At 51.9% G+C, this 16,591-nt stretch carries 14 protein-coding genes and 1 other annotated feature; of the genes, 7 read left to right on the forward strand and 7 right to left on the reverse strand.

Going from position 1 to position 16,591, the window contains the following annotated elements; translation table 11 throughout:
• Window positions 1–37 precede the first annotated feature (37 nt).
• Window positions 38–1,591 (reverse strand): ribonuclease Y, encoded by a 1,554-nt coding sequence (gene rny, locus H6X83_RS01085; RefSeq protein WP_212507355.1) that lies wholly within the window; start codon window positions 1,589–1,591, stop codon window positions 38–40.
• A gap of 856 nt (window positions 1,592–2,447) precedes the next feature.
• Between rny and thrS the strand changes: the two genes are divergently transcribed.
• Window positions 2,448–4,358 carry a threonine--tRNA ligase gene (gene thrS / locus H6X83_RS01090; protein ID WP_212507356.1) on the forward strand — a complete coding sequence of 637 codons (1,911 nt, stop codon included), beginning with the start codon at window positions 2,448–2,450 and terminating at the stop codon, window positions 4,356–4,358.
• A gap of 231 nt (window positions 4,359–4,589) precedes the next feature.
• Here thrS and H6X83_RS01095 read toward each other — a convergent pair whose 3' ends face one another.
• The 4 genes from H6X83_RS01095 to H6X83_RS01110 form a co-directional block, all read right to left on the reverse strand.
• Window positions 4,590–5,198 carry a hypothetical protein gene (locus H6X83_RS01095; protein WP_212507357.1) on the reverse strand — a complete coding sequence of 203 codons (609 nt, stop codon included), beginning with the start codon at window positions 5,196–5,198 and terminating at the stop codon, window positions 4,590–4,592.
• Window positions 5,199–5,359: 161 nt separating this feature from the next.
• Window positions 5,360–5,854 (reverse strand): DUF4358 domain-containing protein, encoded by a 495-nt coding sequence (locus tag H6X83_RS01100; RefSeq protein ID WP_212507358.1) that lies wholly within the window; start codon window positions 5,852–5,854, stop codon window positions 5,360–5,362.
• Between the two features lie 29 nt (window positions 5,855–5,883).
• A complete protein-coding gene (locus H6X83_RS01105; RefSeq protein ID WP_212507359.1) occupies window positions 5,884–7,260 on the reverse strand; it encodes a M56 family metallopeptidase in 1,377 nt (458 codons plus the stop codon).
• 12 nt (window positions 7,261–7,272) lie between these two features.
• Complete coding sequence (locus H6X83_RS01110; protein ID WP_212507360.1) at window positions 7,273–7,626, reverse strand: BlaI/MecI/CopY family transcriptional regulator; 354 nt, start codon at window positions 7,624–7,626, stop codon at window positions 7,273–7,275.
• 221 nt (window positions 7,627–7,847) lie between these two features.
• Window positions 7,848–8,085 (forward strand) — a binding site (T-box leader).
• A 62-nt stretch (window positions 8,086–8,147) separates the two neighbouring features.
• On the opposite strand from H6X83_RS01110, the gene ilvB reads away from it, so the two are divergent.
• The 3 genes from ilvB (at window position 8,148) to ilvA (ending at window position 11,612) form a co-directional block, all read left to right on the forward strand.
• The gene (gene ilvB / locus H6X83_RS01115; RefSeq protein ID WP_212507361.1) at window positions 8,148–9,812 is read left to right on the forward strand and encodes a biosynthetic-type acetolactate synthase large subunit; all 1,665 of its coding nucleotides are present in this window, start codon (window positions 8,148–8,150) and stop codon (window positions 9,810–9,812) included.
• A gap of 28 nt (window positions 9,813–9,840) precedes the next feature.
• Window positions 9,841–10,332 (forward strand): acetolactate synthase small subunit, encoded by a 492-nt coding sequence (gene ilvN / locus H6X83_RS01120; RefSeq protein ID WP_212507362.1) that lies wholly within the window; start codon window positions 9,841–9,843, stop codon window positions 10,330–10,332.
• An 83-nt stretch (window positions 10,333–10,415) separates the two neighbouring features.
• Window positions 10,416–11,612: a threonine ammonia-lyase gene (ilvA, locus tag H6X83_RS01125; RefSeq protein ID WP_212507363.1), complete on the forward strand. Its 1,197-nt coding sequence runs from the start codon at window positions 10,416–10,418 to the stop codon at window positions 11,610–11,612.
• Between the two features lie 111 nt (window positions 11,613–11,723).
• Here the strand turns inward: ilvA and H6X83_RS01130 are convergent, their stop codons facing one another.
• Window positions 11,724–13,064, reverse strand: coding sequence for an oligosaccharide flippase family protein (locus H6X83_RS01130; protein WP_212507364.1), 1,341 nt, complete (start codon window positions 13,062–13,064; stop codon window positions 11,724–11,726).
• Between the two features lie 118 nt (window positions 13,065–13,182).
• Between H6X83_RS01130 and H6X83_RS01135 the strand changes: the two genes are divergently transcribed.
• The 3 genes from H6X83_RS01135 to prmA all read left to right on the forward strand — a co-directional run bounded on the left by H6X83_RS01135 (window position 13,183) and on the right by prmA (window position 15,403).
• The gene (locus tag H6X83_RS01135; RefSeq protein ID WP_246419410.1) at window positions 13,183–13,914 is read left to right on the forward strand and encodes a sulfite exporter TauE/SafE family protein; all 732 of its coding nucleotides are present in this window, start codon (window positions 13,183–13,185) and stop codon (window positions 13,912–13,914) included.
• 80 nt (window positions 13,915–13,994) lie between these two features.
• Window positions 13,995–14,465 carry a pyridoxamine 5'-phosphate oxidase family protein gene (locus H6X83_RS01140; protein WP_212507365.1) on the forward strand — a complete coding sequence of 157 codons (471 nt, stop codon included), beginning with the start codon at window positions 13,995–13,997 and terminating at the stop codon, window positions 14,463–14,465.
• Window positions 14,466–14,482: 17 nt separating this feature from the next.
• The gene (gene prmA / locus H6X83_RS01145) at window positions 14,483–15,403 is read left to right on the forward strand and encodes a 50S ribosomal protein L11 methyltransferase (RefSeq protein ID WP_212507366.1); all 921 of its coding nucleotides are present in this window, start codon (window positions 14,483–14,485) and stop codon (window positions 15,401–15,403) included.
• Between the two features lie 71 nt (window positions 15,404–15,474).
• Here the strand turns inward: prmA and H6X83_RS01150 are convergent, their stop codons facing one another.
• The gene (locus H6X83_RS01150; protein WP_212507367.1) at window positions 15,475–16,590 is read right to left on the reverse strand and encodes a bifunctional chorismate mutase/prephenate dehydratase; all 1,116 of its coding nucleotides are present in this window, start codon (window positions 16,588–16,590) and stop codon (window positions 15,475–15,477) included.
• Between the last annotated feature and the right edge of the window lies 1 nt (window position 16,591).

Here is a 16,591-nt window from a genome sequence, read left to right on the forward strand (position 1 = left end):
GCCGCAGAACACAGATATGTGCTGCAGCAGCAAAGAACTATTTTGCGAAGTCCGTAGCCCGGCTTTCACGGATAATGTTTACCTTAATCTGGCCCGGATACTCCAAATCGGACTCGATTTTTTTGCAGATGTCATGTGCCAGCAGGGTCATTTTATCATCTGTAACGACTTCCGGCTTAACAATTACGCGAATTTCACGTCCGGCCTGAATCGCATAGCAGCGTTCCACACCGTCAAATCCGGAGGCGACTTCCTCCAGCTTTTCAAGACGTTTGATATAGTTCTCCACGTTTTCACGGCGGGCACCGGGGCGTGCTGCACTGATGGCATCCGCTGCCTGTACCAGACAGGCGATGACGGTTTTTGGTTCAATGTCATTGTGGTGGGCGGCGATTGCATGAATGACTGCTTCGCTTTCTTTGTACTTGCGGGCAACATCCACACCAATGTCAACGTGGGAGCCTTCAATTTCGTGGTCAAGTGCCTTACCAATATCATGCAGTAGGCCGGCACGGCGTGCCATGGTCGGGTCAAGTCCCAGTTCAGAAGCCATGATTCCGGAAATGGACGCAACCTCCAGAGAATGGTCAAGCACGTTCTGACCGTAACTTGTGCGGTACTTCAAGCGGCCCAGCAGTTTGATGAGCTCCGGATGAATGCCGGTGACCCCGGTCTGCAAAATGGCGTTTTCACCGGCCTGCTTGATGGTGGTTTCCACCTCGCGGCGGGCTTTTTCGACAGTTTCCTCAATGCGTGCGGGGTGAATGCGGCCGTCGGAAATCAGTTTTTCAAGGGCAACGCGGGCAATCTCACGGCGAACCGGCTCAAAGCTGGAAATTGTGATAGCCTCCGGTGTGTCGTCAATAATCAGGTCAACACCGGTCAGTGTTTCAATTGTGCGGATGTTGCGGCCTTCGCGGCCGATGATGCGGCCCTTCATTTCGTCATTCGGCAGCGGCACAACAGAAATGGTTGCTTCCGAAACGTGGTCTGCCGCGCAGCGCTGAATCGCCATGGAGATGATTTCGCGTGCGGAGTTGTCGGCATCATCCTTGGTTTGCTGCTCGAAATCGCGCAGCTTTACTGCCTTTTCGTGCTGAATGTCAGATTCAAACTGCTTGAGCAGGTAATCCTTTGCCTGCTCGGCGGTGAAGCCGGAGATTCGCTCCAGGGCCTCCACCTGCTCCTGCTTAACGGCCTCTGCTTCTGTCAGACGTTCGTCAGCCTGTTTGTTCTTTTTGGTCAGCTTTTCTTCTTTGCTCTCCAGACTTTCCAGCTTTTTGTCCAGATTTTCTTCCTTTTGCTGAACACGGCGTTCCTGACGCTGCATTTCTTTGCGCCGGTCATTGATTTCCCGGTCCGCATCCGAGCGCAGACGATGCAGTTCATCTTTGCCTTCCAAAATGGTTTCTTTCTTTTTTGCCTCTGCCGCCTTAATGGCATCATTTACAATCCGCTTTGCTTCCTCTTCAGCGGAGCCAATGGCAAGCTCAGCGGTTTGCTTGCGGTGACGTTCACCAAGGGAAAATCCGGCGAAGCCGCCCACCACAAGACCTACAATACACAGAACAATTACGATGACAGGATTCATTTTTGAGCACCTCCTCTGTCCCGGAAAGCGCCCTTTCTGCCTTGCATAACAGATATGGAATTATCGTGTAAAGAATTTCTTATTTTTATACACAAAGCGACCCATCCCTTGCGCGGTGGGCCTTTTCATCGGGCAAGCCCCAATGAGCTGTTTGCCAATCTATCTGCTGGAGCAAAAATGGTGCTTCCAGTGGACTCTGCAGCTGCACGGTAAGCGCGTTCGCATATTTCAGTTTCTTTGAAAAGCGAAGGGACTTTGGCAAACTGCATTAATTTAAAATTCATTTTAGTGAAGAAACCGGGGGCACAGCCCCGGAAAATGCATAATCACGCATCTTATGAATAATTGTATAACGTTTATGACCCAAATGTCAAGAAAAGATGCATCCTTTTGCAAGAATTCCTGCAAATAGTTTTCCCCGTTTTCCATGAAACAAAAATTGACCGGAAAATTTAGCGGTAATGATGTATCTTTTTGTATGAAAAAATACAAAGCTGTCATTGACAAGGTACCGGCAAAGTGCTATGATACACTCAAAACCGGATAAAATAAATCGTTGATGAGGAAGCCGCGCTTCCTCCTGCAGCAGAGAGCGGGTGCCATTGGCTGAAAGCACCTGCAGCAGGTAAGCGCACATGCTACCGCCTCTGAGTGTGTGCCGATGAGGCACGCCGGCACGGCGCCGTTACCTGCTGCTTTAAGATGCACCGCACTTTGGTGTAATCTGGGTGGAACCGCGAGATTACCGTCTTGCCCCAGCTTCTGGGGCAGGACGTTTTTTTATGGTTTCTTATCTTCGCAGCTTTTCCGGCTTTTCCGCTTGTATCCAAATCAATCATTAAAGGAGAGGTTTTCCATGATAAAAGTCACTTTAAAGGGTGATGTGCGGGAGTTTGAGTCCGGCACCACAGTGGCCGAGGTTGCCAAAAGCATTGGCGCAGGACTTTACAAGGCTGCATGTGCCGGCCGTGTAGACGGGCAGGTCGTTGACCTGCGCACTGCACTGACTGCGGACTGCACCCTCGAAATCCTGACATTTGAAAACGAGGACGGCAAAAAGGCTTACTGGCACACCACATCCCATATTATGGCACAGGCTGTGCAGCATCTTTTCCCAGAGGCAAAGTTTGCAATCGGCCCGGCAATCGAGAATGGTTTCTACTATGATTTCGATTTGCCACGCACCCTGACTCCGGAAGACCTGACCGCGATTGAAGCGGAAATGAAGAAGCTCATTAAGCAGAACATCCCGCTGGAACGTGTTGAAGTTCCGGCAGAGGAAGCTCTGAAGATGATGGAAGACCTGAAGCAGGATTACAAAGTCGAACTGATTAAAGAGCACAGCGGCAAGGGTGAAAAGATTTCTTTCTACAAGCAGGGCGATTACATTGACCTGTGCGCAGGCCCGCACCTGATGAGCACTGGCTGTGTAAAGGCAGTTAAGCTGACAAACTGCACCGGCGCTTACTGGCGTGCGGATGCAAACAACAAGATGCTGCAGCGTGTTTACGGCATTTCTTTCCCCAAGACTGCTGACCTGGACCAGTACGTCAATATGCTGGAAGAAGCCAAGAAGCGCGACCACCGCAAGTTGGGCCGTGACCTTGAACTGTTTACTATTCTGGAGGAAGGCCCCGGCTTCCCGTTCTTCCTGCCAAAAGGCATGATTCTGCAGAACCTGCTGATGGATTACTGGCGCGATGTGCATAAAAAGGCTGGCTATCAGGAAATCTCAACGCCGGTCATCCTTAGCCGCAAGCTGTGGGAACGCAGCGGCCACTGGGCGCACTACAAAGACAATATGTACACAACCGTGATTGATGACGAAGACTACGCCATTAAGCCGATGAACTGCCCCGGCGGCATGCTGGTTTACAAAACCAAGATGCGTTCCTACAAAGATCTGCCGCTGCGCATGGGTGAAGTCGGCTTGGTGCACCGTCACGAGCTTTCCGGTGCTTTGCACGGCCTGATGCGTGTGCGTTGCTTCCATCAGGATGATGCGCACATCTTTATGACACCGGAACAGATGAAGAGCGAGATTCAGGGCGTTGTGCGGCTGATTGACAGCGTGTACAAAACATTCGGTTTCTCTTATTTCATTGAGCTTTCCACTATGCCGGAAGACCACATGGGCGACAAAGCTACATGGGACAACGCAACGCAGATCCTGCGTGACGCCGTGACTGAGCTGGGCTACAACTACGAAGTCAATGAGGGCGACGGCGCGTTCTACGGCCCGAAGCTGGACTTCCACCTGCGCGACTGCCTTGGCCGTACCTGGCAGTGCGGCACCATCCAGCTGGACTTCCAGCTGCCGGAGCGCTTTGAACTGGAGTACACCGGCGCCGATGGCCAAAAGCACCGCCCGATTATGCTGCACCGCGTGGTGTTCGGCTCTATCGAGCGTTTCATCGGTATTCTTATCGAGCACTTTGCCGGTGCGTTCCCGATTTGGCTTTCTCCTGTACAGGTACAGATTCTGCCGATTGCAGAGCGCCATCAGGAGTACGCACACAGGCTGCGTGACGAACTGGACGCAGCAGGCATCCGCGTAGAAGTGGACGACCGCAATGAAAAGATTGGCTACAAGATTCGTGAAGCACAGCTGCAGAAAACACCGTATATGCTGGTCATCGGCGACAAAGAAATGGAAAGCGATAACATTTCCGTGCGTCACCGCAAGGCCGGCGACCTCGGTGCCATGTCCCTTGCGGACTTTGTTGCCCGTGTGAACAAAGAAGTTGCAGACAAAACACTGGACTAGAGCAGCCCTCAGGATTGTCAAAAATTACTTTCTGCCGCTTTCTTAGAAAGCGACTAGGGGTGCGGGGGCAACGCCCGCCGCGACCTTGTATTTAGCATACTGAGAAGCAGGTCTGGGCTGCAAGCCCAGGGTGTTAGTAATTTGAACATTGCTCTAAGTTTTAGAATATAGCAAAAGCACTGGATGGGCTCTTAACAGCCATCCAGTGCTTTTATTATTGTATGGTTATTTTTAAGTGTAGGAGATTGGTTCACCGCATGGCATCACAGAAACAATGGAATCGATGCCAACCGGCTGGCCGCCGTTTTTGGCAAGCTGGCTGTTCACTTTCTGCACTTCCTGAAGTGCAGCCGCATTCGCCGCATCCGCGTCATAAATTCCTAAAAAATCGGAAACTTCAATAAACGCATCATTGTTGCTGAATCCGCCTAAGTCATCCGGTAAAAGGCTTGCAGTGTAGAGATTTAGCTTTTGAAGATACTGCTTATAAGTTGCATCTGTAAGTTCCGGCAAATTCCATTTTTTTGCGGAAAGCTTTATAAAGTTCCTATTGGCCGGCTGCTTTTTCATGATTTCCATAGCGCTTTTTGGGTCTTTCAGGCTGCACTGCAGGCGGTTCTTTTTGCCGTCAATCAGCAGCGCGGTTTTGTAGACAACCGGACCGTAGTGCCGCTGAAATTCTGCGCTCACTTGGCTTTTTTCATCTTTCAGAGTGAGTACTTGGATTGGCGAGGAAGTCTTGTAGGTGTTGTGTGACGCAAAAATGCCGGATGCGCCGCCGAAACAGACGGCTGCGGCAAGTGCAGCAGCCGCACAAACGGAAAGTAAGATTTTTTTCATTTTGCTTCCTCCCTCAAAATCAAACAGATTTCTTATATGGTGTATTTTACCACTCAATTAAAATATTATCAAGAAAATTAGGAAAAATATCATTTGAAATGGAAATAAAGCAATAATTTTCAGAACGTGATTTTGCGGGAAAAAGTAAAAAGGTAGATTTTTTACGACAATAAGAAATGTGCTTCGCGGTTTGCTTTTTGATTATCTTTGCAGACACAGCAAATAACGTAAGGCCCTCTTTGCAGAATGACCGCGTTTTTCAGCTTGCGTACCTGCACAGCGCGGGCTCCGTCAAAATTGTCACGCTGGAATGCGTAAAACTTTGCGGTGCGTCGCGCAATTTCTTTGGCAGAGTGGTCATTTTTGGCTCTCCACACAGCGGCGTTTTCGGGGGTAGCACTGCTGCCAATCATCGCGGAAACCTCCTGCGCCTGATGTTCCTCTATACCGTAGTATTTGCAGGCGGCGGCTTTGTCCAGTACGGACATTCGCTCTGAAAAGGGAACACGTGCGGCCAAATGCGTCAGCATCTTTTGCGGGGCCATCCCCGTGGCCGTCTGTGTGTTGACGGCTTTACTGGAATTGCAGGAAGAAAGGCAAGCAAGACAGAACATGGAACCAAGTACGATCATGAGTGCAGCCAGTCTTTTTTTCATAAGCTTTTCTCCTCTTTTGCTTTACGGAACTATTCCTCTGGGGCAACCCAGTAAATCCGAATGTGCGTTCCGCGCTGCTTTTGCAGCGACTGCAGAACGGCACTGCGGCGTGCAGCCGGAACATTATTTTTTACAGCCGTCTGTGCTTCCTGCAGCTGCTGCGGGTCATCCAAATTGTAAATTGTGCTGCTGCTTTCATTGGACATCACGATAAATTCGGTGGCTGTGGTTTCAGATGTATCCGTTGGTTCATAAAAAAGGTCGCCGGCAGCATTTTGAATTTTCATGATTGCTCCAGTGCCGTCATAAACCAAGTACATGCCCGGTTCCGCATTCGGCATGCGGAAAGTTCCGATTGCAGTGCCGGTCATCGGGGCGGTCCCTGTTTCGCCTGCGTCTTTCGTCAGCAGTGTGCCGCCGTCCGTAGAGACCTGCAGAATTTGGCCTGGTGTACCCCAAAACTGCAGGGAAACGGCTGCCTGCGCACCGGTTGCAAAGGAAAAACAAACGGTGCCGGCCAGCAGAACTGCGGCAAAGACTGCCACCGCATGGCTGTGTGTATCCTTCATTACAGCAAGGACACGTTCTTTCAGTGCGATACAGCTGAAGCCGCTGCCGGTGGGTGAAAAGGACAGGGAGTGTTCCGTCATGCGAATCAGCATGCCGGCATATTGACTGCGGCAGTCCGCCTGCATCCGGCTGAGCACCCGCTCGTCACAGGACAGTTCAAGGTCACGGTCGGAAAAGTGGTGAAAAAGCCATACAAACGGATTAAACCAGTGGATGCAGACAGCTGCTGCCCCCAGCAGCTTCCAAGCGCAGTCGAACCTGCGGATGTGAACCATTTCATGCTCCAAGATACAGGTTAGTGTATCAGTTTCCGTTAAGTCCATTTTCGGCAGAATGATGCGTGGCCGGAAAAGTCCAACGGTGAAAGGCGTACGTGTTTTATCAGAAAAACAGACTGATAAAGGCCGTCTCAGATGCTGATGCTGAATCCAGTTGTCCAGAAAAGAACAGTTCTGAATTTGAATGGCATCTGCAAAGCGGCGCAGACTGCCTATATAAAATATGAAAAAGGCTATGGAAAGTCCTGCGGTGCCGATTCCCCACACCAGCGGCAGTACCGGCATTGCCCCTGAAACAGATGCGGAGGCTGCAGAATCACTGGGCAGCGCGAGTACGGCCGAAGTTGACAGTGTGGAAGCGTCGGTTTCTCCAAAGGTCAGGGCAAGTGCGTGCGGCAGAATGGGAAGCTGCACAGGCAGCAGCAGCTTTGCCAGGATGAAAGCCCATAAAATTACAAACCAAGTTTTTGACAGCCGGTGCAGAGCCGCCAGACGAAGCAGCAGAACCAGCAGGATGAGCACGCCGGCAGTCAGACTGATTAACAGCAGGTGTTGCATAAGCGCTTCTCCTTATTCATGTTCCGCTACTATTTTTTTCAGGTCATCTATTTTCTGCTCAGTTATTCCGTGTGCGCGGACAAAGTGTGCGAAAAAAAGTTCAGCAGAACCGTCAAAGAGCTTGTCAATCAGCTCGTCCGTAGTTTCGTTTTGAATTTCTTCGCGGCTGACCAGCGGTGTGCACAGAAAGGAGGGGTCGGTGCGCCGCACAGCACCTTTCTTAATACATTTTTTAATAACGGTGTAGGTTGTGTTTTTGTTCCAGCCTGTGTCTTCCACCATGGCGGCGGCAAGCTGAGCTGCACACATGGGGCCGTTTTTCCACAGTGCTTCCATTACCTTTAATTCAGAGTCAAATAACTTCATGGGGAATCTCCTGTTCTGATAAATTCCAGTTAACACAAGACTATCACAGTAGTAAATTACTGTCAACAAAATTCAAGCAAAGCTGCAGAAATGTAATGAACTGGTTTTGGCATGTTACAGATTCTCTAATTCCGTCACTATTATGCTGCGAAGATTTTTTGAAAAAACAATTTGACATTTCTGATTTAAACGAGTAAAATGGATAAAAAGTTAAATCTGTTGTAATTGCAGTGAAAGGGACAGCCCGCACGAAACTCCTCTGCAGAGAGCCGCTATTTGGTGAAAGGCGGCGGGGAGCCGTGCGGTCAATCACCCCGGAGCAGGCGGCCGAAAGCTTCTGTGTCAGTAAGCGCGCCCGGTTTTTCCCCGTTACAGGAAAGCACATTGTTGGATGTGCGTGAGGCCGCTAAGGCGGCAAAAACAGAGTGGTACCGCGGAAGTTATACTCCCGCCTCTGGGCTTTACCCGGAGGCGGGAGTTTTTGTATGTAAGTGCAGCTGTAAGAATGGAGGAATCGCAAGATGTTACTGACTGGTGCACAAATTATCATGGAGTGCCTGCTGGAGCAGAAAGTGGATACGGTTTTCGGCTATCCGGGCGGGGCAGTGCTGAATATTTATGACGCACTGTATGAATATCGGGACCGCATCAATCATGTGCGCACGGCACATGAGCAGGGCGCGGCCCACGCAGCGGACGGCTACGCGCGCTCTACCGGAAAAGCTGGTGTCTGCATTGCTACTTCCGGCCCTGGTGCCACCAATCTGGTTACTGGCATTGCAACTGCTTATATGGACAGCGTGCCGGTCGTGGCAATTACCGGCAATGTAAATGTGGATTTACTAGGCTTGGATTCCTTTCAGGAAGTGGACATTACCGGCATTACCATGCCGATTACGAAGCATAATTTCCTTGTCAAGCATATCGAGGACCTTGCGGATGTTCTGCGGCAGGCGTTTCAGATTGCGCAGTCCGGCAGGCCCGGCCCGGTGCTGGTGGATATCCCGAAGGACCTGACCGCCAAAAAGTATGAGTACCAGAAGCAGGCACCGCTGCCGCTGCTGCCGGTGCATTATCCCTCGGATGAACACCTGCGGCAGGCGGCGCAGATGCTGCAGAACAGCAGGCAGCCGTTCCTGTATCTGGGCGGCGGTGTTTCCCTTTCCGGCGCGGATAAGGAAGCAGCCGCGTTTGCGGAAAAGCTGGACGCCCCGGTCAGTGCGTCGCTGATGGCGCAGGGTGCGTTTGATGCGCACAATTCCCGTTATATGGGCATGCTTGGCATGCACGGCACCAAAACGAGCGCGGAAGCCATTAAAAACTGCGATTTGTTTGTGGCGGTAGGCACCCGCTTTTCTGACCGTGTGCTGTGTAACGCGGGGCTGTTTGCACGCAACTGCCCGATTTTGCAGATCGATATTGACGCGGCGGAATTCAATAAAAATATTGATGTGGACCTGCGGCTGGAGGGTGATGCCCGTCAGGTGCTGACCGGCCTGCTTTCCCTGCTGCCGCAGCAGAACCATGCCGCGTGGATGGAGCAGGTGCATGCGTGGCAGAAAGCATATCCGCTGACGCAGGCCGCCGAAGCGGGCGTGCTGCCCAAAGATGTGCTGGAAACGCTGGATAAGCTGACAGACTCCAATGCAATTTTGACCACCGAAGTCGGTCAGCACCAGATGTGGGCGGCGCAGTTCTACAAATTCCGCCGGCCGCGGCAGTTCCTGACCTCCGGCGGATTAGGTACCATGGGGTACGGCCTCGGCGCGGCGCTGGGTGCACAGGCAGGCAATCCAAAAGCAAAAGTCATCAATGTCGCCGGGGACGGCGGCCTGCACATGAACTGCAACGAGCTTGCCACAGTGGCACATTACAGCCTGCCGGTCGTGGAACTGCTGCTGAACAATTCCGTGCTGGGCATGGTGCGGCAGTGGCAGAAGCTTTTTTACGACAACCGTTTTTCCCAGACAACATTGGACACCAACACCGATTTCTGCAAGTTGGCGGAGGCGTTTGGTGTGAAAGCATACCGCATTAAAACAAAAGAGGAAATCGAGCCGACGCTGAAAGAAGCGCTGGCACAGCAGGGGCCGGTGCTGGTAGACTGCTGGGTAGATAAAGATGTAAACGTGCTGCCGATGGTTCCCGCAGGCGCCAGCGTGGAAGACCCGATGCTGGAAATGTGACCGCGAAACGGACAGGAGTGTGAGTGCCATGTATGAAGATAAAAATGAAAAAGAATATGTCCTTTCGATTCTGGCGAAAAACAACCCCGGCGTGCTGCTGCGGATTTCCGGGTTGTTCAGCCGCCGCTGCTACAACATCCTTTCTATTGTTGCCTGCCAGACCGAGGATACCGATTATTCGCGTATTCTGATTGTTGTTGCCGGGGATGACCGCATTATCCGACAGGTTGACAAACAGGTCAGCAAACTGGTGGATGTGGAAAATGTGACGGTGCTGGAGCGCGAGCATGCAGTAATCCGTGAACATTTGCTGCTGAAAGTCAGCCGTACCCCGCAGACCAGCGAAAAACTGGTGGAACTTGCAAATGTGTTTCGTGCCAATATTTTAAACGTGGACCCGGAATCCATGATTTTGGAGCTGACCGGAGATGCGGCAACCATCAATTCCTTTATTGAACTTGCCCAGCCGTATGGTGTGCTGCAGATTTTGCGCACCGGCGCCATGGCGATGGGAAAATAAGGCTGTACCGCTGCTGCTGATATTATATAGCATATTTGATTGAAAATGAATTGTAATTGATTTTACAGAAAGAAGGCATTTTTGTGCTGACACTTGACAAAGTTTATCACGCGGCTTTCGTTTTAAAAGAGGTTGCCCGCAGAACGGACCTGATTCCCGCACCGAAGCTTTCGGAGGACTGCGACGTTTACCTGAAGACTGAGAACCTGCAGGTGACCGGCTCCTTTAAAGTGCGCGGTGCGTACTACAAAATCAGCCAGCTGACCGAAGAAGAAAAGAAAAAAGGCGTTATCGCCTGTTCAGCAGGCAACCATGCGCAGGGCGTGGCTCTTGCCGCACAGCACAACGGTATTGATGCACTCATCTGTGTTCCAGCGACTGCACCAATCAGCAAGGTGGAAGCAACCAAAAGCTACGGCGCGCAGGTTTGCCTGGTTCCCGGTGTATATGACGACGCACACAACAAAGCAGAGCAGCTGCAAAAGGAGACCGGCCGCACGATGATTCATCCGTTTGATGACCCGGATGTGATTGCCGGCCAAGGCACGATTGGATTGGAACTGCTGGAGCAGCTGCCGGATATGGACGCGGTTATTGTTCCGGTCGGCGGCGGCGGACTGCTTTCCGGCATTGCGTTTACTGTAAAGTCACTCAACCCGAACTGCAAGGTTTACGGTGTGCAGGCAGAGGGTGCCCCCAGCATGGTTTCTTCCCTGAAAGACGGCAAACCGGAAGAACTGGAGCAGGTGCATACTTTTGCGGACGGCATTGCTGTGAAATGCCCCGGTGACCTTACTTACAAACTGTGCAAAAAGTATGTGGATAGTGTGGTAACAGTCAGTGAGGATGAAATCGCTGCTGCAGTGCTGGCACTGATTGAACAGCACAAGCTGATTACCGAGGGCGCGGGCGCCGTTCCCGTAGCGGCAGTTATGGCGGGCAAGCTGGATTTGAAAGGCAAAAAAGTCGCCTGCGTGCTTTCCGGCGGCAATATTGATGTGACAATTCTCAGCAAGGTTATCAGCCGTGGCCTGCTGAAAGCCGGACGCAACACCGACTTGACCATCAGCCTGATGGACCGCCCCGGCGAGCTGAAAGAAATTTCCGCGATTATCGCCGACCTTGGCGGCAATGTAGTCAGCGTGTTCCACGACCGCGCCGATGAGGACTCTGAAGTTGCCGGATGCTACCTGAAAATCCGCATGGAAACCCGCAACTGGGAACATGTTCGCCAAATTCGCAAGGCGATTGCGGATGCGGGTTACCATATCTGCGATTAATTTGGTTTACAAGTTTGAGTGGACCGAACTGGCCGCGGCCCGCTCCATTGTGATTACGATAAGCTCCAAAAAGGAAACCGCTGCAGTTTTTACACTGTGGCGGTTTCCTTTTTATGCAGGCAGTAAAAATGTAAAAGCTGCGTACAAAATGACCGCGCCAAAGGCGGGCAGCAGCACCCAAAACGGTGAGACTTCCACCTCCGCAACTTTCAACAGGCGCGAAATGCTAAGCGTGGCGTTGAAGATTTCACTTAAAAACAACAGCAGGATGTATCCCATCAAGCCAAGATGCGGCAGTACCAACGCACACCAAGCTACCCTCATGCAGGCGTCAACAATGTTGTAAAACAGAGAGTAGGACTGCTGGTCAAGCCCCTTGAGCATGCCGTCCACTACGCTGTCCACATACATCAGCGGCATCAGCGGTGCCATCATGCGCAGCAAAAAGGCGCCGTCAGAATTGCCGTAAAACATATGGCACAGCGGCACAGCAAATGCCGCGATGAATGCCGCTGCCGCAAAGGAAAAACACAGTGTCAGCCGGAAAGCGCGCCCTGCCACCAGCTGAATGCGTACTTTACGTCCACTGGCGCAGCAGCGGGCGAGTTCCGGCACCAGCAGCGTAATTGCGGCGGTGAGGATTGCATTGGGAAACAGCAGTACCGGCAGCACCATGCCCTGTACTAAACCGTATTGTGCCAGCGCACCGGTCACGCTGGACTGGGCGGCAAGTCCGCGCGGAATCAACAGATTTTCAACGGCAAACAGCAGGCTGCGCAGACCGGTACCGCCGATGACCGGCCCGCCGATGCGTGCGGCTTCTTTCCAAGGGGCAGGTGCGCTGGTCTCGGCCGGTGCATGGCGGATGTACCGGCGCAGGTATGCAATAAGCATGAACAGGCAGGAACAGCCCTCCGAAAGCGTCGAGGCCAGCATCAGCGCGGTCAGCGGGTTGCCCATACGCTGCACCAGCACGATACTCAGGGCAATCCCCGCTGCCTGCTCCAGCAGCTCCGCTGTCATGGGGGCGCCGGTGTGCCCCTCTGCAACAAAACAGCCCTTGAGCGTTGCCGCAACGGCAATGCACGGCAAGCCGGGAATCAGCACGCGCAGAGGGGTTGTGCCGCCAAGTGTTGAGGCGAGCATGGGTGCGCAGAAGTACAGCCCGATTCCAGCAGCAGTGCTGACGGCAAGGCTCAGCAGCATACAGCGGCGCAGGGTTTTGCGGTTTGGACCGCGTTCCGCCGTCAGGCGGGTGGCGGCAAAGTTTGCACCGGAGGCCGAAAGTACGACTCCAAGGGAAAAAACAGAAAAAATCAGCTGGTAAATGCCCATCTGCACCGAGCCGAGCGCGTCACACACCCAGCCCTTGAACCAGATGCCGGAAAGCCGCAGTGCGGTGCTTTCCAGTGTCAGCCAACAAGTGTTTCTGATAAATGCACTTTTGTTCATCCGCACGCCTCCCTTTGGACATCCTCCTTTATATATATTGAAAAGCAGCGGGCGGCATGATAAAATATCCTGCGGGTTTCGCGGTGAAATTACGGGCGAAACAGGGAGAATGAAAACAATGCTGTATGCAGTGATGATTCCGGCCGTTATTTGTGCCTATTTGGTTAAGGGAATGTGCGGCTTTGCAAATACTTTGGTATTCAGTACCATGATGAGCTTTACGGCAAACAATGTGCAGATTTCGCCGTTGGAGCTGGTGGTAGGGTATCCGTCCAATCTCATTTTGACGGTTAAAAACAAAAAGCAGCTTTCAGCAAGGGTTTGGGTGCCGCTTGCCCTGTTTGTCCTCCTGGGCAATCTGCCGGGCATTTTTCTGCTGAAAAACGGGGATACGCGCATGATTAAATTCATTTTCGGATTCATTATCGTGTTCCTTGCCGCGGAAATGTTTTTGCGGGAGCGTCAGAAAGAGCAGAAGCCTGCAAATCCGGTTCTGCTAGGCATCATCGGTGTGTGCTCCGGTGTGATGTGCGGTTTGTTTGGCATCGGTGCGCTGTTGGCGGCTTATGTTGGCCGCACAACGGACAGCAGCGGCGCGTTTAAAGGCAACCTCGGTATTGTCTTTTTGATTGAAAACACATTCAGAATCATTGTGTATTCAGTAACCGGAATCCTCACGCTGCAAATTCTGCGGCAGGCGGCGCTGCTGCTGCCGTTTATGGCGTTGGGGCTTTTTGCGGGCATGAAGCTTGCAAAAAGTGTGCATGAAAAGACGGTGAAAACAGCAGTTATCCTCATGCTGGCACTTTCCGGCGTTTCACTGATTGTCAGCAACCTTGCGGCGCTGTAATGTACGTGTGTTGAAAAAAGCTGGTCAGCATGATAAGATAGAAACATAAAATTGCTATACGCTGATATTGGGAGGGAGAAATGTCTGTATTTGAAACAAGCTTGAGAATTTTAGACGAACTTTTTTCGAGAGATTTTCAATTTGCACTGGCAACTGCACAACAAAATATTCCATCTTTAAGAATGGTGGATACTTTTTATGACAACGGCGCATTCTGGATAGTGACTAACCGGAAAAGCAGAAAAGTGCAGGATATACAGAGCAACCCGCAGGTAGCCCTGTGCAGCTACCTGTATTCTTTTTCAGGTAAAGCATTTGTTGCCGGTCATCCACTGGAGCAGGCAAACAAGAAGATTCGTGAAAAACTTGTTAAGGCCTTTGCACCGTGGTATTTTGCACATAATAACGAAGAAGATGAGGACATGTGTTTCCTGTGCGTTAAGCCGACTTCAGGCTTTTTCTTTAAAGACGGAACGGGATATAAAGTGGATTTTGAAAAGCAGGAAGCAAAGACATTTCCGTTTGAACCGGATATTGTTGTAGTGCAGTAACAGATAGGAGATAAAGAATGGACTGGACAGACGTTACCGTGACCGTTGCACAGGAAGACGGCGAAAAAGCCGAAGCTATTGCGCAGATGGTGGTGCCGTACGGCATTTATATTGAGGACTACTCCGATTTGGAGCAGGGCGCGCGTGAAATCGCGCACATTGACCTGATTGACGAAGAATTGCTGAAAAAAGACCGCTCCCACACGATTATCCATATCTATTTGGAGCCGCAGGAGAATCCCTCCGAAGCGGTGGCGTTTTTGTCGGAGCGCCTGACTGCGGCTAATGTTGACCACAACATCGGCGAAGCCTCCTGTAAGATGGAGGACTGGATCAACAACTGGAAAAAGTACTTTCACCCGATGCCGGTGGGCGAAAAGCTGCTGATTCAGCCTTCCTGGGAGGAGCCGGCCGAAAGCGGCGGACGCACAGTGCTGCACTTGGAGCCGGGGCTTGCCTTTGGCACCGGCACGCACGAAACCACCCGCCTTTGCATGCAGATGCTGGAAACTTATGTGCAGCCGGATGCAGAAATTTTGGACGTTGGCTGCGGCAGCGGTATTTTAAGCGTGGCGGCGCTGCTGCTGGGGGCAAAGTCGGCGGTGGGCGTGGATATTGACGAGTTGGCTGTAAAAACGGCTGTGGACAACGCCCGGCGCAACCACGTTGGCGAGCGCTTCACCGGCATCTGCGGCAGCTTGACCGAAAAGGTCAGCGGAACCTACGATGTGGTGGTTGCCAATATCGTTGCGGATGTCATTATTGCGCTGACAACAGATGTGAAAAAATTCTTGAAACCCAATGCGGTATACCTGATGAGCGGCATTATCGACGAGCGCGAAGAAGATGCGCTCAAAATATTGGAGCCGCACTTTGAGATTCTGCAGAGGCAGGAAGAGCGCGGCTGGGTTGCATTGGCAGCGAAAGTGCGCGGATAAAAATAAGCATAAAAAGTTCCCCGCTTCGCCGGAAATCATGCGGATTTCGGACGAAGCGGGGATTTTTGCGTTTATTTCATTTCGCAGTAGTTGCCGAGAAAGTGAAACCGCGGCAGTTCGTCTTCCAGTGAGCACAGCAGCTCCAAAACCTTCGGGTCGTGCACGTTTCCGGTAAAATCAAGGTAAAAATCGTATTCAAAATCCTTGCCCTCAATCGGCCGGGATTCAATTTTTGTCAAATTCATACCGGCGGCGGCAAAACGGGAAAGCACCGAATTTAAACTGCCAGTGGTGTGTGCTACGTTAAAGCACAAGCTGATTTTCTGCGCGTCGTCTGGAATACACATTTCTTTGCTGATGACCACAAAGCGAGTGGCATTGTTGTCCGCGTTTTGAATATCGGGTTCCAAAATTTTCAGGCCGTGCTGCTGTGCCGCACTCTCACTGCAGACGGCGGCAATGCCAACGTCCTTTTCGGCAAGTTCGGCGGCGGCACTGGTGCTGCTGATTTCCGAAAGCGGAAGCTGCAGGGTGGCAAGCCGCTGGGAGCACTGCATCAGCGCGATGTCTTTGGAACGAACACAGCGGATGTCCGCAATTCTGCCGGTGCGGCTTGCAAGGCAGTGGTGTACGCCCAGTGTTTTGGCCGCAATAATCGAAAAACAATACTGCATGAGCAGACCGTAAACTTCGCTTACGCTGCCTGCACTGGAATTTTCAACAGGAATGACGGCAAGGTCGGCCTGCCTCTGCTCCACACAGCGGAAAATATCGCTGAACCGGCTGAAAAAGCTCGGTTCTGCCTGCGGATAAAGTGCCTGCAGAACATCGTGGCTGTAGGAACCCGCGCCGCCCAAACACGCAACGTTTGTGGTGCGGCGGGGTGCTTTCGGTGCGGCAGAAATGCGCTGGCGCAGGTCTTTGCCGGCACCCAGCAGGCTGTGCTGCAGCGCACGGCTTTCGCTCATGATGGTGTTGTACACAATGCGCGCCGCGCCGCCGTATTCACCGGCTTTCGCAGAAATGCGGTCCAAAATCTCCTGCTCACGCACAGGGTTAAACACTGGGGTGCCATCCCGCTTTTTTACTTCTGCAACTTTTTTTGCGCAGTCCATACGCTTCATGAAAAGCGGCAGCAGCTGTTCGTCGATTGTGTCAATCTCTTTGCGTATATCTGATAATTCCATC

It is taken from the genome of Caproicibacterium amylolyticum (genome assembly GCF_014467055.1).
GTDB classification, from domain to species: Bacteria; Bacillota; Clostridia; order Oscillospirales; family Acutalibacteraceae; genus Caproicibacterium; species Caproicibacterium amylolyticum.